The following is a 21,299-nucleotide window of genomic DNA, read 5'->3' as shown; positions in this document are numbered from 1 at the left end:
CACTGATTGCATAAAAGTGCAGCGCTGCGTATAGTCATGCCATCAACGAGGAGGGTTCCGATGGTGGTACGCGCAGCGGTGGCAGGGGCGAGCGGATACGCCGGCGGTGAGCTGCTCCGTCTTCTGCTGGTGCACCCCGGCGTCGAGATCGGAGCCCTCACCGGGCACTCCAACGCCGGGCAGACGCTCGGCTCGCTCCAGCCTCATCTGCGGCCGCTGGCCGACCGGGTGCTGGAGCCGACCACCGCCGACGTTCTCGCCGGTCATGACGTGGTCTTCCTCGCCCTGCCGCACGGGCAGTCCGCCGCCGTCGCCGAGCAGCTCGGGGACGAGGTCCTCGTCGTCGACATGGGGGCCGACTTCCGGCTCAAGGACGCCGGGGACTGGGAGAAGTTCTACGGGTCCCCGCATGCCGGGACCTGGCCCTACGGGCTGCCCGAGCTGCCGGGCGGGCGGGACGCGCTCGCCGGGTCCAAGCGGATCGCGGTGCCGGGGTGCTACCCCACCGCAGTCTCCCTCGCGCTCTTCCCGGCGTACGCGGCCTCCCTCGCCGAGCCGGAGGCCGTGGTCGTCGCCGCGTCCGGGACCTCCGGGGCGGGCAAGGCGGCCAAGCCGCATCTGCTCGGCTCCGAAGTGATGGGCAACATGACCCCGTACGGCGTCGGCGGCGTCCACCGCCACACGCCAGAGATGATCCAGAACCTCAGCGCCGCCGCCGGACAGCCGGTCACCGTGTCCTTCACGCCCACCCTCGCGCCCATGCCCCGCGGCATCCTCGCCACGTGCAGCGCGAAGGCCAAGCCGGGCGTGAGCGCCGAGGCCCTGCGCGCGGTGTACGAGAAGGCGTTCGCGGACGAGCCGTTCGTCGACCTCCTGCCCGAGGGCCAGTGGCCCGCCACCGCCGCGGTGTACGGCTCCAACGCCGTACAGGTGCAGGTCGCCCACGACGAGGCCGCCGGACGGATCGTCGTCATCTGCGCCATCGACAATCTCGCCAAGGGCACCGCGGGCGGCGCCCTCCAGAGCATGAACATCGCCCTCGGGCTCCCCGAGGACACAGGTCTTACGACGATCGGAGTTGCACCGTGAGCGTCACGGCAGCACAGGGATTCTCGGCGGCGGGCATCGCCGCCGGAATCAAGGAGAGCGGTAACCCGGACCTGGCCCTCGTGGTCAACAACGGGCCCCGTCGCGCCGCCGCGGGCGTCTTCACCTCCAACCGCGTCAAGGCCGCCCCGGTGCTCTGGTCCGAGCAGGTCCTCAGGGGCGGCGAGGTCACCGCCGTCGTCCTCAACTCCGGGGGCGCCAACGCCTGTACGGGACCCAAGGGGTTCCAGGACACCCACGCCACCGCCGAGAAGGTGGCCGAGGTGCTGGAGGGCCACAGCGCGGGGGAAGTAGCCGTCGCCTCCACCGGGCTCATCGGGCTCCTGCTGCCCATGGACAAGCTGCTCCCCGGTATCGAGAAGGCCGCAGCCGCTCTCAGTGAGCACGGCGGTGAGAAGGCCGCCATCGCCATCAAGACCACCGACACCGTGCACAAGACGGCCGTCGCGGGCGGCGAGGGCTGGACCGTCGGCGGCATGGCCAAGGGCGCGGGCATGCTCGCCCCGGGCCTCGCCACCATGCTCGTCGTCCTCACCACCGACGCCGATGTGCCCGCCCCGCAGTTGGACGCCGCCCTCCGCGAGGCCACCCGGACCACCTTCGACCGGGTCGACTCCGACGGCTGCATGTCCACCAACGACACCGTGCTGCTGCTCGCCTCCGGTGCCAGCGGCATCACCCCGGAGCAGGACGCGTTCGCCGAGGCCGTACAGGCCGTCTGCGCGGACCTCGCCCGGCAGCTCATCGGGGACGCCGAGGGCGCCTCCAAGGACATCCGGATCGAGGTGGTCAACGCGGCCACCGAGGACGACGCCGTCGAGGTCGGCCGGTCCATCGCCCGTAACAACCTCCTCAAGTGCGCCATCCACGGAGAGGACCCCAACTGGGGCCGTGTCCTCTCCGCGATCGGCACGACGAAGGCGGCCTTCGAGCCGGACCAGCTCAACGTCGCCATCAACGACGTCTGGGTCTGCAAGAACGGCGGCGTGGGGGAGGACCGCGACCTCGTCGACATGCGCTACCGGGAGGTCAAGATCACCGCCGACCTCGCCGCGGGCACCGAGTCCGCCGTCATCTGGGCCAACGACCTCACCGCGGACTACGTCCACGAGAACAGCGCGTACAGCTCATGAGCGCCGCGCGGAAGCACACCGCACTCCCGAAGGCGCAGATCCTCATCGAGGCGCTGCCCTGGCTGACCCGGCACAACGGCAAGACCGTCGTCATCAAGTTCGGCGGCAACGCCATGATCGACGAGGAGCTGAAGGCCGCCTTCGCCCAGGACGTCGTCTTCCTGCGCCACGCCGGGCTCAAGCCCGTCGTCGTGCACGGCGGCGGCCCCCAGATCAGCGCCCAACTCGACAAGCAGGGCCTGGTCAGCGAGTTCAAGGCCGGGCTGCGGGTCACCACCCCCGAGGCGATGGACGTCGTACGGATGGTGCTCGCCGGGCAGGTCCAGCGCGAACTGGTCGGCCTCCTCAACCAGCACGGCCCCCTCGCCGTCGGCATGACCGGCGAGGACGCCCACACCATCACCGCCACCCAGCACCGGCCCACCATCGACGGCGAGTCCGTCGACATCGGCCGGGTCGGCGAGATCACCGCCATCGACACCGGGGCCATCCAGGCGCTCCTGGACGACGGCCGCATCCCGGTCGTCTCCTCCATCGCCCGCTCCGCCGACGACCACCACGTCTACAACGTCAACGCCGACACCGCGGCCGCCGCGCTCGCCGCCGCCCTGAACGCCGAGACGCTGATGGTCCTCACGGACGTCGAGGGGCTGTACGAGGACTGGCCCAACAGCGACGACGTCATCAGCCGGCTCACCGCGACCCAGCTGGAGAAGCTGCTGCCCGAGCTGTCCAGCGGCATGGTCCCCAAGATGCAGGGCTGTCTGCACGCCGTACGCAACGGGGTCGAGACCGCCCGCGTCATCGACGGCCGGGTCCAGCACTCGATCCTGCTGGAGATCTTCACCGACGAGGGCATCGGCACGATGGTCGTGCCGGACGCCCCCATCGACGTACACGGAGTACCTGAACAGGGGGAATCATGACCGGCACCGGAGCCGACACCGGACTCACCTCGCGCTGGCAGGGCGCGCTGATGGACAACTACGGCACACCGCAGCTGTCGCTCGTCCGCGGTGAGGGCGCCCACGTCTGGGGCGCGGACGGCACCCGCTACCTCGACTTCGTCGGCGGCATCGCGGTCAACGCCCTCGGCCACGCCCACCCCGCCGTCGTCGAGGCCGTCTCCCGCCAGGTCGCCTCGCTCGGCCACGTATCGAACCTGTTCATCGCCGAACCGCCGGTCGCCCTGGCCGAGCGGCTGCTCCAGCTCTTCGGCCGCACCGGGCGGGTCTTCTTCGCCAACTCCGGCGCCGAGGCCAACGAAGCGGCCTTCAAGATCGGCCGGCTCACCGGGCGCACCCATATGGTCGCCACCGACGGCGGCTTCCACGGCCGGACGATGGGCGCGCTCGCCCTCACCGGCCAGCCGGGCAAGCGGGAGCCGTTCGTGCCGCTGCCCGGGGATGTCACGCATGTGCCGTACGGGGACGTGGACGCGCTGCGCGCGGCCGTGACCACCGACACCGCGCTCGTGATCATCGAGCCGATCCAGGGCGAGAACGGCGTCGTCGTGCCGCCCAAGGGCTATCTGGAGGCGGCCCGGGAGATCACGCGGGCCACCGGCACCCTGCTCGTCCTGGACGAGGTGCAGACCGGGATCGGGCGGTGCGGCCAGTGGTTCGAGCACCAGGCCCACCAGGGCGTGGAGCCGGACATCGTCACCCTCGCCAAGGGGCTCGGCGGCGGGCTGCCGATCGGCGCGGCCGTCGCGTTCGGCCCGGCGGCCGACCTGCTGAAGCCCGGTCACCACGGCACCACGTTCGGCGGCAACCCGGTCGCCTGCGCGGCCGGACTCGCCGTCCTGGACACCCTCGCGGCCGACGGAGCCCTCGACGAGGTCAAGCGGCTCGGGGAGAAGATCCGCGACGGCGCGGAGGCGCTGGGACACCCGCTGGTCTCCCATGTCCGCGGCGGCGGCCTGCTGCTGGGTATCGTGCTCACCGGACCCCTCGCACCGCAGGTGCAGCAGGCGGCCCAGGGAGCCGGCCTCCTGGTGAACGCGCCCGCCCCCGATGTCGTACGGCTCATGCCGCCGCTGATCATCGGTGACGCGGAGGTGGACGCGTTCCTGGAGATCCTGCCGAGCGCTCTCGACGCGGCACACGGGGACGGACGATCCGGAGCATGACCCTCCGGAGAATGAGGCGACGACGATGACCGAGGCGCAGCAGGAGACCGAGCACGGCGGACCGTCCGTGCCGCAGACCCGCACCGCCCGCCACCGCCGGATCGTGGACATCCTGAACCGGCAGCCGGTCCGCTCGCAGAGCCAGCTGGCCAAGCTCCTCGCCGACGACGGGCTGAGCGTCACCCAGGCGACGCTCTCCCGCGACCTCGACGAGCTGGGCGCGGTCAAGATCCGCAACACCGGCGGCGAGCTGATCTACGCGGTGCCGAGCGAGGGCGGCTTCCGCACCCCGCAGGCGCCGCTGGGCGGCTCGGCCAAGGAGGAGCGGATGCGCAGGCTCTCGGCCGAACTGCTCATCTCGGCGGAGGCCTCGGCCAACCTGGTGGTGCTGCGTACGCCGCCGGGCGCCGCCCAGTTCCTCGCCTCGGCCATCGACCAGGCCGAACTGCACGACATCCTCGGCACGATCGCGGGCGACGACACGCTGATGCTCATCAGCCGCGACCCGAACGGCGGCCAGGCGCTCGCCGACCATCTGCTGAGGCTCGCTCAGAACGACCGCTGAGCCGCCGCGTTCAGTAGCGCGTGATCGCGGTCGGGCCCGAAGAGGTCCCGACCGCGATGTGCGGCCGCCGCTCCGGTTCGGCCCAGGCCAGGATCTCCGCCATCGCGTCCGCCGGGACGGAGACGCACCCGGCCGTCGCCCCGCGCCCGTTCACATGCAGGAAGATCCCGGCGCCCCGGTTGCGTACGGGCTTGGCGTAGTTGAAGCCGATCACCAGCGCGTGGGCGTACTGCGTCCCGTACGAGACCAGGTGCTCGGCCTCGTCCGCCCGGCAGTCGGCGGGACGCGGTTCCACCCAGCGGTTGTACGCGCGCGAGGCGTTGTCCTGGCACCACCAGGAGTCGTCGTTCACCGTGCGGTACGGGTACGTGGTCCCGGCCGGGGCGTCCTTGATGCCGAAGGCGTACGGCAGGTCGTACAGCCCGGTCGGGGTGGTGCTGGTGCCCTGCTCGCGGGTGGCGCCCTCGGCCAGCCCGTTGGCCCCGAACCGCGCGGGCGCGGACCCCGCCGCCACCCACCGGCCCCCGCGCCGCTCCCACCAGGTCACCGTGCCTGTGGTGGAGGCGGCGTCCGGGGCCTCGGCGGTGATCAGCTGGGAGCCGCCCCCCGTGTCCGCCAGCCGGTCCGGGAGGGGCGGTTCCTCGGCGGGTACGGCCCCGAGGGAGCCGGTGGCCAGGGTGAGGAGGACGGCGAAGGTCAGCAGAGGTCGGCGCATGCTCCGGACCGTACGGCGGCCGGGGCCGACGCCCCACCGGACCTGCTCCGTACGGCCCAGCGCCACGCTCCGCGCGGGGCGTGCTATCGGCCCCCGGCGACGCACCCCGCGCGAGGCGCGTCACCGGTCCAGCGGGCCCGCCTCGCGCGAGGCGCGCTTCCGGCCCACCGCCGCGCCCGCGCGAGGCGCGCTTCCGGCCCAGCGGCCCACCCCGCACGAGGCGCCACCAACCCCCGGCGGCTCACCCCGCCCAAGGCGCCACCAGGCGCTACGCCACGCCCCTCCCCGCCGCCCGCAGCAGCCGCTCCGCCGCCACCCGGACCGCGCGCGGCCGGTCCGGCGCGGTCCGCTCGCGCAACAACGACTCCGGAATACCGGCGGCCTCCGGGAGCAGGGCCCCGGTCGCCGCCCGCACCACGGCCGGGCTCGGGTCGTCCAGCGAGGGCGTCAGCCGCTCCCGTACCACCTCGTCCAGCGCGCGCAGCCCGGTGATCGCACACAGGCGGACGGCGGGTGACGGGTGCTCCACCAGCGCCCACAGGGTCCCGGCGTCCGTCGCCCGGTCCCCGCACTCACCGAGCCCGGCGGCGGCCCCGGGGTGTGCGGCCGGTTCGGTGCACAGGGCCCGGTAGACGGGCAGCGGGTCGATGCCGCCCTGACGCAGCACATAGCGGGCGCAGGCCCGTACGACGGCCGAGCGGTCGGCCAGGAACGGCTCCGCCTCACCGTGGCGCCCGGTCCGGCGCAGCGCGGTCACTCCGGCCGAGCGCACCCGGGCGGAGCGGGCCGTCAGCAGCCGGCCGAGCACGGCGGCCTGCCCCGCCTCCCCGTCCGTTGCGGTCAGGGTGGCGACGGCGGCCTCCGCGCACAGGTCCTGGAGGGTGACGTCACCGCAGGTCGCGGCGGTGGTGGCCAGTTCCGCCGGGGTCAGCAGCGCGCGTTCCACCGCGATCCGGTACGCCAGCCGGTACGTGGCCCGGTCCTGGTGGGCCATCAGCGCCACGACGTCCGCCGCCGGGCCCTCCCGCAGCGCGCGTTCCAGCAGGGACCGGGCGAAACCGCCCCGGGTGCGTCGCGACAGCAGCAGGATCAGCTCGGCGAGCGGGACCAGGGCACTCCCGGGCAGCTCGGCCAGCAGCACCCGCGCCCGCTCGCGCACCGGGCCCGCCCAGTCGGAGCACCGCACCGCCAGCAGCGGGCGCAACTCCGGCGCGGTGGGGGCCTCCTCCAGTGCCGCTTCCCGGATCCGGCCGTCCGCGTGGCACAGGGCGATGGCGGGCGGCGGAGGCGAGTTCCGGGGAGCCGTACGGGAAGGGGCCGTTCCGCGCAGCCGGTCCAGCAGCGTCCGGGCCGGTCGTACCGGCTCCTCGGGCGGGCGGGGCAGCAGCCACGAGCGGTCGTCGAGATTCCGTACGCCTGCGTCGAAGTCCACCCACGCCCGGGCCGGCGCGCCATCCAGCACCTCGGCCGGCGAGGCGCCCTCGCACACCCGCACCACAGCTCTCAGGGACTCCTCGTCGTAGCCGTCCACCGCGTCCCCCTCCCCGTGATCAGGTGCCGATGCTAGAGGCCTTCCGGTCAGGCAGCGACGGCGTTTTCCGCCGGGCAAGCCCTACACGCCGCTCTGACCTGCGGTTTTGACAAAGCATACGGAGTACCGCATAGTTATACCCATCAGTGATTGCACCGTAAGGAGAAACCCGTGACCGAGCGCGTCGTACTCGCCTACTCGGGCGGCCTGGACACCTCCGTCGCCATCGGCTGGATCGCCGAGGAGACGGGCGCCGAGGTCATCGCCGTTGCCGTGGACGTCGGCCAGGGCGGCGAGGACCTGGACGTCATCCGCAAGCGCGCGCTCGCCTGCGGTGCCGTCGAAGCCGAGGTCGCGGACGCCAAGGACGAGTTCGCCGAGGAGTACTGCCTCCCGGCGATCAAGGCCAACGCCCTCTACATGGACCGCTATCCGCTGGTCTCGGCCCTCTCGCGGCCGACGATCGTCAAGCACCTCGTCGCCGCCGCCAAGAAGCACAACGCCGGGATCGTCGCCCACGGCTGCACCGGCAAGGGCAACGACCAGGTCCGCTTCGAGGCCGGCATCTCCGCGCTCGGCCCCGACCTGAAGTGCATCGCCCCGGTCCGCGACTACGCGATGACCCGGGACAAGGCGATCGCCTTCTGCGAGGAGAAGAACCTCCCGATCGCGACCACCAAGAAGTCCCCGTACTCCATCGACCAGAACGTCTTCGGGCGCGCCGTAGAGACGGGCTTCCTGGAGGACATCTGGAACGCGCCGATCGAGGACATCTACGAGTACACCTCCAACCCCGCCACCCCGCGCGAGGCCGACGAGGTCGTCATCTCCTTCAAGGAGGGCGTCCCGGTCGCCATCGACGGCCGTCCCGTCACCGTCCTCCAGGCGATCCAGCAGCTCAACGAGCGGGCCGGCGCCCAGGGCATCGGCCGGATCGACATGGTCGAGGACCGGCTCGTGGGCATCAAGTCCCGTGAGGTGTACGAGGCGCCCGGCGCGATCGCGCTGATCACCGCCCACCAGGAGCTGGAGAACGTCACGGTCGAGCGCGAGCTGGCCCGCTACAAGCGGCAGGTGGAGCAGCGCTGGGGCGAGATGGTCTACGACGGCCTGTGGTTCTCCCCGCTGAAGCGGGCCCTGGACGGCTTCATCAACGAGGCCAACCAGCACGTCACCGGCGACATCCGGATGACCCTGCACGCGGGCCGCGCCGTCGTCACCGGCCGGAAGTCCGACGAGTCGCTGTACGACTTCAACCTCGCCACCTACGACTCGGGCGACACCTTCGACCAGTCCAAGGCGCAGGGCTTCATCGAGCTCTTCGGCCTCTCGTCGAAGATCGCCGCCAAGCGCGACCTCGCCTGACCCCCTCTCGTTGTACAGCCGCCTCCCCGTCGTCACGCGGCAGGGAGGCGGCCGCATATCCGCACCGGGGCCCACGCCTTGGCCTTTGCCTTTGCCTTTTTGAGGAGCACGCAGTGAGCAGCAACAACGGTGACGTCCGGCTCTGGGGCGCGCGTTTCGCCGACGGACCGGCCGAGGCGCTGGCCAAGCTGTCGGCCTCCGTCCACTTCGACTGGCGGCTCGCGCCGTACGACATCGCCGGCTCCCGCGCCCACGCACGCGTCCTCAACAAGGCGGGCCTGCTCACCGAGGACGAGCTGACCCGGATGCAGGACGGCCTCGACCAGCTCGAAGCCGATGTCGCCAACGGCTCCTTCACCGGCACCATCGCCGACGAGGATGTCCACACCGCCCTGGAGCGCGGGCTCCTGGAGCGGCTGGGCCCCGACCTGGGCGGCAAGCTGCGGGCCGGCCGGTCGCGGAACGACCAGATCGCCACCCTCTTCCGAATGTACCTCCGCGACCACGCCCGGATCATCGGCGGCCTCATCGCCGACCTCCAGGGCGCGCTGGTCGGCCTCGCCGAGGCCCACCCGGACGTGGCGATGCCCGGCCGCACCCACCTCCAGCACGCCCAGCCGGTGCTCTTCGCCCACCATGTGCTCGCCCATGTGCAGTCCCTGTCCCGGGACGCCGAGCGGCTGCGCCAGTGGGACGAGCGGACGGCCGTCTCCCCGTACGGCTCGGGGGCGCTGGCCGGGTCCTCGCTCGGTCTCGACCCGGAGGCGGTCGCCGCCGATCTCGGCTTCGAGCACGGTTCGGTCGGCAACTCCATCGACGGCACCGCCTCGCGGGACTTCGTCGCCGAGTTCGCCTTCATCACCGCGATGATCGGCGTCAACCTCTCCCGGATCGCCGAGGAGGTCATCATCTGGAACACGAAGGAGTTCTCCTTCGTCACCCTCCACGACGCCTTCTCCACCGGCTCCTCGATCATGCCGCAGAAGAAGAACCCGGACATCGCCGAGCTGGCCCGGGGCAAGTCCGGCCGCCTCATCGGCAATCTGACCGGCCTCCTCGCCACGCTGAAGGCGCTCCCGCTCGCGTACAACCGCGACCTCCAGGAGGACAAGGAGCCCGTCTTCGACTCCTGCGACCAGCTGGAAGTCCTGCTCCCCGCCTTCACCGGCATGATGGCCACCCTCACCGTCAACCGGGAGCGCATGGAGGAGCTGGCCCCCGCCGGCTTCTCGCTCGCCACCGACATCGCGGAGTGGCTGGTCCGGCAGGGTGTCCCCTTCCGGGTCGCGCACGAAGTCGCGGGCGCCTGCGTCAAGGAGTGCGAGCAGCACGGGATCGAACTCGACCAGCTCACCGACGAGCAGTTCGCGAAGATCTCCGAGCACCTCACCCCGGAGGTCCGCACCGTCCTCAACGTGCGCGGCGCCCTCGCCTCCCGCAACGGCCGGGGCGGAACGGCACCCTCCGCCGTCGCCGTACAGCTCGCCGAGGTGAAGAAGGACCTGGAGGCGCAGAACGCCTGGGCGGCCGCCCGCCGCTAGCCGCACCGCGCCACCGAAGCCGCACGACCTCGCGTACGTACGGTCGCGCCCGGGCGGCGTACGTACGGTGTCGTCACAGGTGCACGAGTCAGGTGCGTACGGTGTCGTCACAGGTGTACGAAAGGTGTCGCGGGCTACGTTGACCGGGGTAGGAGTATCCGCAACCGACCCCGAGGAGCCCGCGATGCCCTTCACCGCCCTGGCCACCGCGACGACCCCGACCGCCCACATCGGACTGGGCCTCGCAGCCGTCGGCAGGCCCGGATACATCAACCTCCACCGCGACGAGGACTTCCCCGACGGCCGGGACGTGGAGGATCTGCGCGCCCGTACGCACGAGCTGCTGGACGCGGCGTACGCGCAGGGCGTCCGGTACGTCGACGCCGCCCGCTCCTACGGCCGCGCCGAGGAGTTCCTGGGGGAGTGGCTGGACGCCCGGCCCTCCTTCACCGACCTCGTCGTCGGCTCCAAGTGGGGGTACACCTACACCGCCGACTGGAGCACCGACGCCGAGGCCCACGAGGTCAAGGACCACAGCCTCGCCACCTTCGAGCGCCAGCGCGCCGAGACCCGCGAACTCCTCGGGGACCGACTCGACCTCTACCAGATCCACTCGCTCACCCCCGACAGCCCGGCCCTCGCCGACAAGGAGCTCCACGAGCGCCTGGCCGCCCTCGCCGCCGACGGGGTCGCCGTCGGCTTCTCCACCAGCGGCCCCAACCAGGCCGACGCCATCCGGGCCGCGCTCGCCCTCACGGTCGACGGCAACCCCCTCTTCCGTACGGTCCAGGCCACCTACAACGCCCTGGAGACCTCGGCCGCACCCGCCCTCGCCGAGGCCCACGAGACCGGGCTCACCGTGATCGTCAAGGAGGGCATGGCCAACGGGCGCCTCGCCGGGGACGAGGCGCCCGCCGTGTTCCGCGAGATCGCCGCCGACGCGGGGGTGGGCGGCGACGCGGTGGCCCTGGCGCTCGTCCTGCACCAGCCCTGGGCCGGGGTCGTCCTCTCCGGCGCCGCCACCGTCACCCAGCTCGCCGGGAACCTGCACGCGGCCGTCGTCGACCTCGACGAGGAGCAGCGGGACCGGCTGGACGCCCTGGTGGAGGAGCCGGAGTCGTACTGGCGCCACCGCGCGGCCCTGCCCTGGCACTGATCCCGCCGGGCCCCAGGGGCTCGTCAGCTCCTCAGGACGACGAGCTCCTGGGTCGCCCGCGTCATCGCCACATACCGGTCGACCGCCCCCTCGACGCCCTCGCCGAACGCCTCCGGGTCGACGAGCACCACCAGGTCGAATTCGAGGCCCTTCGACAGCTCCGGCGTCAGCGACCGCACCCGCGATGTCCCCCGGAACGCCGGATCGCCGATGACACAGGCGATCCCCTCCGCGTGCGCGGCGAGCCAGGTGTCCAGGAGCGATGCCAGCTCGTCCACGCGCCCGTGCACGACCGGCCGGCCGCCGGAACGGATCGACGTCGGCACATTGGCGTCCGGCAGCACGGCCCGGATCACCGGCTCGGCCTCCGCCATGACCTCCTCCGGCGTCCGGTAGTTGACGGTCAGGGAGGCCAGGGCGACCCGGTCGAGTCCGACCCGCTCCAGCCGCTCCCGCCACGGCTCGCTGAACCCGTGCCGGGCCTGGGCGCGGTCCCCGACGACGGTGAAGCTCCGTGACGGGCACCGCACCAGCAGCATCTGCCACTCGGCGTCGGTCAGCTCCTGCGCCTCGTCCACGACGATGTGCGCGAACGGACCCGCCAGCCGGTCCGGTTCGGTGCCGGGCGATCCGTCCGGGTCGACCAGGGTGTCCTTCATGTCCTGGCCGTGCAGCATCACCAGCGCGCCCTCACTGTCGGCATCGGCGTCGATCAGGGTCTCGTCCGCGAGCAGCGCGTCGATGACCTGGGCCATGCCCGCGCGTTCGGCGGCCACGGCCGCCTCCTGCCGACGCCTGCGCCGCCACGCCTCCGGGTCACCGACCCGCTGCCGCGCCGCGTCCAGGACCGGCAGATCGGAGACCGTCCAGGCCTGCGGGTCCGCGCGCTGCAACAACCGCACCTCGTCCCGGGTGAGCCAGGGGGCGGCCATGCGGAGGTAGGCGGGGACCGACCACAGGTCCCCGACGAGTTCGGCCGCGTCCAGCAGGGGCCACGCCCGGTCGAAGGCGGCGGCCAGCTCCCGGTCCTGCCCGAGCGCCTTCCGGACCAGCTCCGGCGCGACCTCCTCACCGTCGTACTTCTCCACCAGCAGCGTGAGCAGCTCCTCCCATACCTGGTCGCGTGCCTCGTTGTGTACGGCGCCGGGTCCGGCCGCCCCGAACGCCACGGCCCAGTCGGCGGCGGTGAGCCGGAGGTCGGACCAGGGGGTGGTGACCGTCAGAGACTCGGTGGGCGGCTCCTCGTAGAACCGGACGGCCGCCTCTACCGCCTTCACCAGCTCCGCCGACGCCTTCAGCCGGGCCACCTCCGGATCGGTCTCGGGTGCCGCCGTGGCCCCCTCCTCCACCAGGTCCCGCAGGGTGCAGGTCTGGACGCCCTCCTCCCCGAGGCTCGGCAGCACATCGGCGACGTACCCCAGGTAGGGCCGGGACGGGCCGACGAAGAGGACGCCGCCCCTCCGGTGGGCGAGGCGCGGGTCGGCGTACAGGAGGTACGCGGACCGGTGCAGGGCGACGACCGTCTTTCCCGTACCCGGCCCGCCGTCCACCACGAGCGCGCCCCGGGAACCGGCGCGGATGATGGCGTCCTGGTCGGCCTGGATGGTGCCGAGCACGTCCCGCATCCGCTCCGACCGGTTCGAGCCCAGGCTCGCGATGAAGGCGGACTGGTCGTCGAGTGCGGCATGCCCGGCGAAGGCGTCCGGGGCGAACACCTCGTCCCAGTAGTCGCCGATCCGGCCACCGGACCAGCGGTACCGGCGGCGGCTGGCCAGGCCCATCGGGTTGGCGTGGGTGGCGCCGAAGAACGGCTCGGCGGCGGGGGAGCGCCAGTCGACCACCAGCCGGCGGCCCTCGCTGTCGGTGAGGCCGAGCCGGCCGACGTACACGGGTTCGGAGCCGTCCTCGGCGACCATGCGCCCCAGGCACAGGTCGAGTCCGAAGCGGCGCAGGGTGCGCAGGCGGGCGGTGAGCCGGTGGATCTCCGCGTCCCGGTCCATCGCCTGCCGTCCCGTGCCGCCGGGCGCCCTGCGTTCGGCGTCGAGACGGCCGGTCAGCTCGGCGATCGACGCGTCGAGGGTCCGGCCGATGGCCGCGAAGTGCTGCTCGTCGGCGGCGATCAGGGCCGGGTCGGCTTTGGGGGAGAGGTGGTCGGGGAGGTGGAAAGCGCTGGTGGGGAGGGGGTTCATGGCGTTCGTTCCATTCCGTTCCGGAGTGTCCGCGGGGTGGAGGGGGCGAGGTGGGGGCGGGCGGGGCGAGGCCAGGTTCAGGCCACCGGTCGTGGTGTGGCGGGTCCAGCCGGTTCAGCCCACCGGCACCGGCGCAGGTGGCGCGGCCGTGGCGGAGCAGGCCCAACCGGCCCAGCCGCCTCAACCCGCCGCCACCCGCACCGGCGCTCCGAACCACCGGGCCAGCGCGCCGTCCAGCTCCCCCTGCTCCTCGCCCGCCCACGCCACATGCCCGTCCGGCCGCAGCAGGACGGCGGGCACGTCCAGCTCCTCCGCCGGGTCCACCACGTGGTCCACCCGGTCCTCCCGGCCCGCCACCGACAGGGCGCCGGTCCGGTCGAGGAGCAGGCCGCGGCCCTCGTGCATCAGCTCGTAGAGGCGGCCGCCCCGCTCCAGCCGCACGTCCCGCAGCCGTCGGCCGAGCAGGTCGTGGCCCTCGCCGAGGTCGTAGCGGATGTCCACGGCGGTGATCATCCCGGTCACGTACGCGTTCACCTCATCGAAGTCCAGCAGCTTCGCGAACAGCTCCCGCAGCGCGGTCGCCCCCGGGTCGGTGCCCAGCAGCGTGATCTGGGCGCGGGTGTTGTCCAGCACGCGGGCGCCCACCGGGTGGCGTTCGGTGTGGTAGCTGTCCAACAGCCCTTCCGGCGCCCAGCCGTTGACCTCGGCGGCCAGCTTCCAGCCGAGGTTGAACGCGTCCTGCACCCCGAGGTTGAGCCCCTGCCCGCCGGTCGGCGGGTGGATGTGCGCGGCGTCTCCGGCCAGCAGCACCCGGCCCACCCGGTACCGCTCGGCCTGCCGGGAGGCATCCCCGAACCGGGAGAGCCAGCGGGGCGAGTGGACGCCGAAGTCCGTACCCGCGAGCGCCCGCAGCCGCTCCTTGAACTCCTCCAGGGTCGGCGCGGCCGCCCGGTCCTCGGAGACCCCGGCGGCGGGCACGATCACGCGGTGCGTCCCGTCCCCGTTGGGGATGGTGCCGAACCGCAGCTGGGTCTTGCGGACCTCCGCCACGACGGCGGCGACCACCTCCGGGTCCTCGGCGATCTCCATGTCGCCGAGCAGCGTCTCGACCGTGGCGGGCTCCCCGGGGAAGGCGACGCCGATCGCCTTGCGCACCACACTGCGGCCGCCGTCGCACCCGACGAGGTAGCGGGCGCGCAGCCGCGTCCCGTCCGCCAGCTCGGCCGTCACCGCCTCCTCGTCGGGGGACTGGCTCACCCCGACCACCTCGCACCCCGGCCGGAGCTCGGCGCCGAGCTCCACGGCCCGCTCGCGCAGCAGCCGCTCGGTGACCGGCTGGAGGGTGGAGAGGCCGTACGGGTGCGCCGTGTCCAGCCGGTCCGGCCACGGCTTCTGGATGCCCCCGAAGAACCCGCCGACCTGGAACTTCTCGCTCACCGCGAGGAACCGGTCCAGCAGTCCGCGCTGGTCCATCACCTCGACGCTGCGCACATGCAGACCGCGCCCCCGGGTCTCCCGGGTCGGCTCGGCCAGCTTCTCCAGCACGACGGTCCGCACCCCGGCCAGCCGCAGTTCGCAGGCCAGCATCAGGCCGGTCGGTCCACCGCCGGCCACGATCACGTCGATCATCACAGTTCCGCCCTCGTCGACGTCGAATTCCCGAAGCCCGCCCTTCGTGACCCGGCTTCGGCCGTCGATTCTGCGGCATATGGGGGGTCTTGCGGCAAGACCCCCCATGCGCTATAAGTTGAGAGTGGCAAGGAGTGGGTTCACCTCCTGCCGATCCCGCCGCTCGAAGGACATGCTCGAAGAGCATCGGTTCCTCGCGGCGCCTCTCACGCACCACCTCACCCCTCTGGGCTGCGCCATCCCTGCCGGTGAGACGAGAATGTCTCACATGGGCTAAGCTCGTCTCATGACTCTCGACCGTGAGCAGGTGCTGCGCAGCGCCGCCGCTCTGCTGACCCACAAATCGACCGCCACCATGGACGAGGTCGCCAAAGCAGCCGGGATCGGCCGCGCCACCCTCCACCGCCACTTCGCCGGACGCGACGCGCTGGTGAAGGCCCTGGAGGATCTCGGCATCCAGGAGTTCGAGGCGGCCCTGGACGCCGCCCGACTGGACGAAGGCACCTCCGAGGAGGGGCTGCGCCGCCTCATCGCGGCCGTCGAACCCAGCGCCGGTCTGCTCTCGTTCCTGGTCACGGAGAACCAGCTCTTCGAGGGCGACCAGGTCAACGAGGGCTGGAACCGGGCCGACGCCCGGGTCTCCGCCTTCTTCCGCCGCGGCCAGGAACGCGGCGAATTCCGTATCGACCTCACCCCCGCCTGGCTGACCGAGGCCCTCTACGGGCTCATCGGCACCGGGGCCTGGGCCGTCCAGGTGGGACGGGTCGCCACACAGGACTTCCAGTACATGATCGTCGAGCTGCTGCTCGGCGGAGCCCGCCGGAGCGTGGAGCAGTGACCAGCATCGACCAGCACCCGAAGACCACGGACGACGTGCGCCGCCCCGGACGGTGGATCGCGCTCGCCGTGCTCGTCCTCGCCGTGCTGCTGGTGGCCGTCGACGCCACCGTCCTCGGCCTCGCCACCCCGTTCCTCAGCGAGGACCTCGCCCCGACCGGCAACCAGCTGCTCTGGATCGGTGACGTCTACTCCTTCGTCATCGCCGGCCTTCTCGTCTCGATGGGCTCCCTCGGCGACCGCATCGGCCGCAAGAAGCTGCTGCTGATCGGTGCCGTGGCGTTCGGCGCGGTCTCCGTGCTCAACGCGTACGCCACCACGCCCGAGATGATGATCGTGGCCCGGGCGCTGCTCGGTGTCGCGGGCGCCACCCTGATGCCGTCCACCCTCGCCCTGATCCGCAACCTCTTCCACGACCCGCGCGAGCGCAGCCTCGCCATCGGGATCTGGGGTGCGATGGCCTCGGCGGGTGCGGCCGTCGGCCCGGTCGTCGGCGGGTTCCTGCTCGAACACTTCTGGTGGGGCTCGGTCTTCCTGATCAACCTGCCCGTGATGGCCGTCCTCGTCGTCGTCGGCATCAAGCTGATCCCGGAGTCCAAGAACCCGGCCCCCGGCCCGTGGGACATGCCCAGCGTCGGCCTCTCCCTGGTCGGCATGATCGGCATCGTGTACGCCATCAAGGAGACGGCCTCGCACGGGCTCGGCTGGGGCCCGGGCGTGGCGGCCGTCCTCGGCGCCGGCGCCCTCACCTGGTTCGTCCGGCGGCAGCTCCACCTGCCCGCGCCCCTGCTGGACATGCGGCTCTTCCACCACCGGGGCTTCTCCGGCGCGGTCCTCGCCGACCTGCTGACCATCCTCGGCCTGTCGGGGCTCGTCTTCTTCCTCTCCCAGTTCCTGCAACTGGTCCAGGGCCGGGGGCCGCTGGAGGCTGGGCTCGCCGAACTGCCCGCCGCCATCGGCGCGGTGACCGCCGGTCTGCTGGCCGGGTTCGCCGCCCGCCGGTTCTCGGTGCGCTCGGTCGTGGCGGGCGGGCTCGGCGCGGTCGGGCTCGCGCTGGGCACGGTGACCCTCCTCGACCAGCACACCGGCTACCCGCTGCTCGGCTCCATGCTCCTGGTCGTGGGCGTCGGCGCCGGGTTCTCCTTCACCGTCACCGCCGATGTCATCCTCTCCAGCGTCCCGAAGGAGCAGGCCGGTTCCGCCTCCGCCGTCTCGGAGACGGCGTACGAGCTCGGCGCGGCCCTCGGTATCGCCCTGCTCGGCTCCATCGTCACCGGCATCTACCGGGGCTTCCCGACCCCGGCGGGCATCCCGGCCGATGTCGAGGCGGCGGCCCACGAGTCGCTCGGCGGGGCCGTGGAGGCGGCGACCGCCCTGCCCGCCGCCCAGGCGGGCCCGCTGATCTCGGCGGCCCAGGAGGCGTTCGTCGACGGGATGCGGTCCGCCGCGGGCGTCGGGTCGGCGGTGCTCCTCGCGGCGGCCGTCGCCGCCTGGTTCCTGCTGCGGGGCCAGAAGCTGGAGGACGGGATCGAACACCCGTAGTACGTCGTCACGCGGAAGGGCCCGCACCCCGGTCTCTCGGGGGTGCGGGCCCTTCCACAAGGCTCTACGCGATCAGGCGGCCTTGGCCTTCGTCGCGTACATGTCCACGTACTCCTGGCCGGAGAGCCGCATCACCTCGGACATCACCGAGTCGGTCACCGCCCGCAGCACATAGCGGTCGCGGTCCATGCCCTCGTACCGGGAGAACTCCATCGGCTCGCCGAACCGCACCGTGACCTTGCCCGGCCGGGGCAGACCCGCGCCGCCCGGCTGGAGCTTGTCGGTGCCGATCATGGCGAACGGGACCACCGGGGCGCCCGTCATCAGCGTCAGCCGCGCGATTCCCGTACGGCCCCGGTAGAGGCGGCCGTCGGGGGAGCGGGTGCCCTCCGGGTAGATCGCGAAGGCCTGGCCCTCCTCCAGCACCCGGCGCCCCGTCATCAGCGCCGCGACCCCGCCCCGGCCGCCGTCCCGGTCCACCGGGATCATGCCGCAGCCCGTGAAGAACCAGGCCATCAGGCGGCCCTTGAGCCCCTTGCCGGTCACGTACTCGTCCTTGCCGATGTAGAACACCGGCCGGTCGCAGCAGACCGGCATGATCATCGAGTCGATGAAGGTGAGGTGGTTGCCCGCGAGGATCACCGGCCCGGTCCCGGGAATGTTCTCCGCGCCCTCCACCTGTGGGCGGAACATCAGGCGCAGAATCGGTCCGAGCACTGCCTTGATGACCGTGAGACGGGACAACGGTTCCTCCGGTGTCGTGGCCGGGCCGGCCGGGGCGGGTGAAGTGGTGCGGGGGTGGCGCGCGGTGGTGTCCGGTGGTGCGAAGTGTTGGACTGTGCAGGTGAGGACGATACTCGCGGGTATGCACTGATCGCACATCGGGTTCACGGAGTGGATACGCGATGTTGACGTGTGTTTCCGCCATGTTCGCCCCCGATCCGCCCCGTGGACCGGCCCGGCTGCCTACGATCGGGCCCCGCCCGACAGATGTCAGGACAGCACCGAGCGAGGAGCATTCATGACGGAGCGTGTGACCGGCACCCCCGGACGGCGGGCCCTTCTGGGCGCCGCCGTCCTCTCCACGGCGGCCCTCGGCCTCGCCGGTACGGCCCAGGCCGCCGAGCGGGGACGCGGCGGCCACGGGGGCGGCCGCGGCTCGCTGCGGGACCTGCCCGTACCGACGGTGATCGGCCACCGCGGGGCCAGCGGCTACCGCCCCGAGCACACTCTCGGCTCCTACCAGCTGGCGCTGGACCTGGGCGCGCACATCGTGGAGCAGGACCTCGTGCCCACCAAGGACGGCCACCTGGTCTGCCGGCACGAGAACGACATCACCGCCACCACGGACGTCGCCGACCACCCCGAGTTCGCCGGCCGCAAGGCCACCAAGAAGATCGACGGCGTCTCCTACACCGGCTGGTTCACCGAGGACTTCACCCTCGCCGAGCTCAAGACCCTGCGGGCCACGGAGCGCATCCCCGGCAACCGCCCCGACAACACCCTCTACGACGGCCGCTGGGCCATCCCCACCTTCGAAGAGGTCCTGCGCTGGGCCGACCAGGAGGGCCGCAAGCGCGGAAAGCCCGTCTGGCTGTACGTGGAGACCAAGCACCCCACGTACTTCCGGAGCCTGGGCCTCGGCCTGGAGGAGCCCCTGGCCCGGCTGCTGCGCCGCTACGGCCGGGACCGCAAGAACTCCCCGCTCATCCTCCAGTCCTTCGAGCCGGGCTCGGTCCAGCGCCTCGCCCGGCTGGTGGACACCCCGCGCATCGTGCTGCTCTCCGGCCCGACGTCCCGCCCCTGGGACTTCGTCGAGTCCGGTGACCCGCGCACGGTGGCCGACCTGGTGACCCCCGCCGGGCTGAAGTGGATCGCCTCCTACGCCCAGGGCATCGGCCCCACCCTCGACCTGGTCATCCCCAAGGACGCCGCCGGCCGGCTCACCAGGCCGACGACGCTGGTGAAGGACGCGCACGCCCGGGGCCTGCTCCTGCACCCGTACACGCTGCGCAACGAGAACACCTTCCTGCCCGCCGAGTTCCGGCGCGGCACCGACCCCAACGCCTACGGTGACGTCTTCGGCGCCGCCGCCGCGTACTTCGCCACCGGCATCGACGGCATCTTCTCCGACCAGCCGGACACCGCCCTGCTCGCGGCGGCGGACTTCAACGGGCGCTGAGCGCTCCCTCGTACGGCCCGGCGTCAGCCACCGGGCCCGTACGTGCCCCGGTCGGGTGGTGCCGGACGCGCGGGGCAACCGGGCGCACCACCACCACGTTTGCCCGGGCATGACGCTTCTCGATCATGAACCGGGCCGGGCCACCGCCGACACCGCACCCGTCTTCCGCGCGTTAGCGCCCCTGGTACGCGCGGAGGCGGGAGCGGAGGCACCCGCCGCCGGTCTCGACCCCGCCGACCTCGAACAGACCGTATGGCTGCGGCTCCTAGAGCGCCCCGCCTCGGCCGTGCCGCCCCCCGACCCGGCCCGCTGGGTCCGCGCCACCGTCCGCGCGGAGGCCCGCCGGGGGCGCCGCACCCTCCGGCGGGAACGCCCGTACGCCGGAACGGAACCCGCCGCTCCGACCGCCGGCTCCCCGGAACTGGCCGCGCTCGGCGCCGCCGAACGCCGGGCGCTCCGCGCCGCGATGGCCCGGCTGCCCGAACGCTGCTCCCGGCTGCTGGAGGCGATGCTCGCGCCCACCGACCCGACCTACCGCGAAATCGCAGGGGAGTTGGGTATGTCACAGGGGAGTTTGGGCCCGATCCGTTCCCGTTGCCTTGGATGTCTGCGCAGAATGCTGGCGGCGGAGGTTGTCGCCCCTGAACTGCGGGGAAGAGGGCGGTAGGCAACCGGGCGGACAGGTGAGCGGGAGGCGTGCACACATGGGCATGAGCGTGATCATCTCGGCGGCGACGGCACAGGACGTGGAGCAGATCTTCCGGCTCCAGTACCTCTGCTTCCAGCGCGAGGCCGAGCTGTACGACAACTACCGGATCGACCCGCTCGTCCAGACCCTCGACGCGGTACGCGGCGAAGTCGCCGACGACCTGGTGTTCGTGGCCCGCCTCGGCGACGAAGTCGTGGGCTCGGTACGCGGATTCACCGACCCGGACGGTACGGGCCAGATCGGCAAGCTCTGCGTCCACCCCCGGCTCCAGGGCCACGGGCTCGGCACCCGGCTGCTGAACGCGGCGGAGGCGGCCCTCGCCGCCGACCGCGCGGCCACCCGCTTCCGGCTGCACACCGGACACCGCAGCGAGAGCAACCTGCGGCTCTACCGGCGGGCCGGATACGCCCAGGTCGGCGACGCCACGGGCACGGACGGCGTACGGCTCATCCTGCTGGAGAAGGAAGCGGCCGCCCAGGAGTTCGTGGCCAGCGCCTGACCCCCGGCCGACGACAGGCAGCGCCGCCGGGCCTCAGGCCCGCTTGGAGCGCCGCAGCCAGATCATCCCGGTGACCGGCAGGATCACCGGGATGAACAGGTACCCCATCCCGAAGTCCGACCAGACGGTCGAGTCGGGGAAGGCGGACGGCTCGGCCAGCGTCCAGGTGCCGACGACGAGGACGCCCAGCAGCTCGGCGGCGCAGCACGCCAGCGCCGCCCGGCGGGCCTTCTCGCCCCCGCGCACCAGCGAGTACGTGATGAAGCCGTAGACGACGGCGGCGACGGCCGAGAGCGAGTAGGCGAGCGGCGCCCGGTCGAAGCCCCGGATCACCTCCACGATGGAGCGCGAGGCCGCCGCGACCGTGAACACCCCGTAGAACCAGACGAGCACCCGGCCGGGACCGGTGCCCAGCTCGAAGGCCGGCTTCGGCGCCGTGTCCACCTCGGGGCGGTCGGTGTCACTCAC

At 72.5% G+C, this 21,299-nt stretch carries 19 protein-coding genes; 13 read left to right on the top strand and 6 right to left on the bottom strand.

Going from position 1 to position 21,299, the window contains the following annotated elements:
- Window positions 1-60: 60 nt before the first annotated feature.
- From argC to GTY67_RS04275, 5 genes are read left to right on the top strand one after another with little or no spacing between them, the layout of a single operon-like run.
- Complete coding sequence (gene argC / locus GTY67_RS04295) at window positions 61-1,089, top strand: N-acetyl-gamma-glutamyl-phosphate reductase (protein WP_093691107.1); 1,029 nt, start codon at window positions 61-63, stop codon at window positions 1,087-1,089.
- A complete protein-coding gene (gene argJ / locus GTY67_RS04290; protein WP_093691105.1) occupies window positions 1,086-2,240 on the top strand; it encodes a bifunctional glutamate N-acetyltransferase/amino-acid acetyltransferase ArgJ in 1,155 nt (384 codons plus the stop codon). The genes argC and argJ overlap by 4 nt, the downstream gene beginning before the upstream one ends.
- A complete protein-coding gene (argB, locus tag GTY67_RS04285) occupies window positions 2,237-3,166 on the top strand; it encodes an acetylglutamate kinase (RefSeq protein WP_093691103.1) in 930 nt (309 codons plus the stop codon). Before argJ ends, argB begins: the two co-directional genes overlap by 4 nt.
- The gene (locus GTY67_RS04280; RefSeq protein ID WP_161277830.1) at window positions 3,163-4,371 is read left to right on the top strand and encodes an acetylornithine transaminase; all 1,209 of its coding nucleotides are present in this window, start codon (window positions 3,163-3,165) and stop codon (window positions 4,369-4,371) included. The genes argB and GTY67_RS04280 overlap by 4 nt, the downstream gene beginning before the upstream one ends.
- A 25-nt stretch (window positions 4,372-4,396) precedes the next feature.
- The gene (locus tag GTY67_RS04275) at window positions 4,397-4,936 is read left to right on the top strand and encodes an arginine repressor (protein ID WP_093691099.1); all 540 of its coding nucleotides are present in this window, start codon (window positions 4,397-4,399) and stop codon (window positions 4,934-4,936) included.
- A 10-nt stretch (window positions 4,937-4,946) separates the two neighbouring features.
- Here the strand turns inward: GTY67_RS04275 and GTY67_RS04270 are convergent, their stop codons facing one another.
- Entirely contained in the window at window positions 4,947-5,651 is a 705-nt protein-coding gene (locus tag GTY67_RS04270; protein WP_161277829.1) for a L,D-transpeptidase family protein, read from the bottom strand.
- 268 nt (window positions 5,652-5,919) lie between these two features.
- Window positions 5,920-7,182, bottom strand: coding sequence for a hypothetical protein (locus GTY67_RS04265; protein WP_161277828.1), 1,263 nt, complete (start codon window positions 7,180-7,182; stop codon window positions 5,920-5,922).
- Between the two features lie 171 nt (window positions 7,183-7,353).
- Between GTY67_RS04265 and GTY67_RS04260 the strand changes: the two genes are divergently transcribed.
- From GTY67_RS04260 to GTY67_RS04250, 3 genes are all read left to right on the top strand, one after another.
- Window positions 7,354-8,547: an argininosuccinate synthase gene (locus GTY67_RS04260; protein ID WP_015607439.1), complete on the top strand. Its 1,194-nt coding sequence runs from the start codon at window positions 7,354-7,356 to the stop codon at window positions 8,545-8,547.
- A 113-nt stretch (window positions 8,548-8,660) separates the two neighbouring features.
- Window positions 8,661-10,088: an argininosuccinate lyase gene (argH, locus tag GTY67_RS04255; RefSeq protein WP_161277827.1), complete on the top strand. Its 1,428-nt coding sequence runs from the start codon at window positions 8,661-8,663 to the stop codon at window positions 10,086-10,088.
- A 184-nt stretch (window positions 10,089-10,272) separates the two neighbouring features.
- Window positions 10,273-11,244, top strand: coding sequence for an aldo/keto reductase (locus GTY67_RS04250; protein ID WP_161277826.1), 972 nt, complete (start codon window positions 10,273-10,275; stop codon window positions 11,242-11,244).
- Between the two features lie 23 nt (window positions 11,245-11,267).
- Here the strand turns inward: GTY67_RS04250 and helR are convergent, their stop codons facing one another.
- Window positions 11,268-13,433, bottom strand: coding sequence for an RNA polymerase recycling motor ATPase HelR (gene helR / locus GTY67_RS04245; RefSeq protein WP_161277825.1), 2,166 nt, complete (start codon window positions 13,431-13,433; stop codon window positions 11,268-11,270).
- 180 nt (window positions 13,434-13,613) lie between these two features.
- A complete protein-coding gene (gene rox, locus GTY67_RS04240; protein ID WP_161277824.1) occupies window positions 13,614-15,062 on the bottom strand; it encodes a rifampin monooxygenase in 1,449 nt (482 codons plus the stop codon).
- A gap of 286 nt (window positions 15,063-15,348) precedes the next feature.
- Here rox and GTY67_RS04235 point away from each other — a divergent pair, with 286 nt between their 5' ends.
- Both GTY67_RS04235 and GTY67_RS04230 read left to right on the top strand, forming a co-directional pair.
- A complete protein-coding gene (locus GTY67_RS04235) occupies window positions 15,349-15,900 on the top strand; it encodes a TetR/AcrR family transcriptional regulator (protein ID WP_015607434.1) in 552 nt (183 codons plus the stop codon).
- Window positions 15,897-17,441 carry an MFS transporter gene (locus tag GTY67_RS04230; protein WP_093687484.1) on the top strand — a complete coding sequence of 515 codons (1,545 nt, stop codon included), beginning with the start codon at window positions 15,897-15,899 and terminating at the stop codon, window positions 17,439-17,441. The genes GTY67_RS04235 and GTY67_RS04230 overlap by 4 nt, the downstream gene beginning before the upstream one ends.
- A gap of 72 nt (window positions 17,442-17,513) precedes the next feature.
- Here GTY67_RS04230 and GTY67_RS04225 read toward each other — a convergent pair whose 3' ends face one another.
- On the bottom strand, window positions 17,514-18,185 hold the full coding sequence (locus tag GTY67_RS04225) for a lysophospholipid acyltransferase family protein (RefSeq protein ID WP_093687482.1): 672 nt from the start codon (window positions 18,183-18,185) through the stop codon (window positions 17,514-17,516).
- Window positions 18,186-18,462: 277 nt separating this feature from the next.
- Here GTY67_RS04225 and GTY67_RS04220 point away from each other — a divergent pair, with 277 nt between their 5' ends.
- The 3 genes from GTY67_RS04220 to GTY67_RS04210 all read left to right on the top strand — a co-directional run bounded on the left by GTY67_RS04220 (window position 18,463) and on the right by GTY67_RS04210 (window position 20,831).
- Window positions 18,463-19,623, top strand: coding sequence for a glycerophosphodiester phosphodiesterase (locus GTY67_RS04220; RefSeq protein WP_161277823.1), 1,161 nt, complete (start codon window positions 18,463-18,465; stop codon window positions 19,621-19,623).
- A gap of 109 nt (window positions 19,624-19,732) precedes the next feature.
- A complete protein-coding gene (locus tag GTY67_RS04215) occupies window positions 19,733-20,290 on the top strand; it encodes a sigma-70 family RNA polymerase sigma factor (RefSeq protein WP_161277822.1) in 558 nt (185 codons plus the stop codon).
- A gap of 37 nt (window positions 20,291-20,327) precedes the next feature.
- Entirely contained in the window at window positions 20,328-20,831 is a 504-nt protein-coding gene (locus GTY67_RS04210) for a GNAT family N-acetyltransferase (protein WP_015607429.1), read from the top strand.
- A 33-nt stretch (window positions 20,832-20,864) separates the two neighbouring features.
- Here the strand turns inward: GTY67_RS04210 and GTY67_RS04205 are convergent, their stop codons facing one another.
- The gene (locus tag GTY67_RS04205) at window positions 20,865-21,299 is read right to left on the bottom strand and encodes a hypothetical protein (protein WP_093687476.1); all 435 of its coding nucleotides are present in this window, start codon (window positions 21,297-21,299) and stop codon (window positions 20,865-20,867) included.

The organism is Streptomyces sp. SID8374 (assembly GCF_009865135.1).
In the GTDB taxonomy this organism is placed as follows: Bacteria; Actinomycetota; Actinomycetes; order Streptomycetales; family Streptomycetaceae; genus Streptomyces.
The sequence above is the reverse complement of the archived record's forward strand: the minus strand, read 5'-3'. Positions and strand labels throughout refer to the sequence as shown.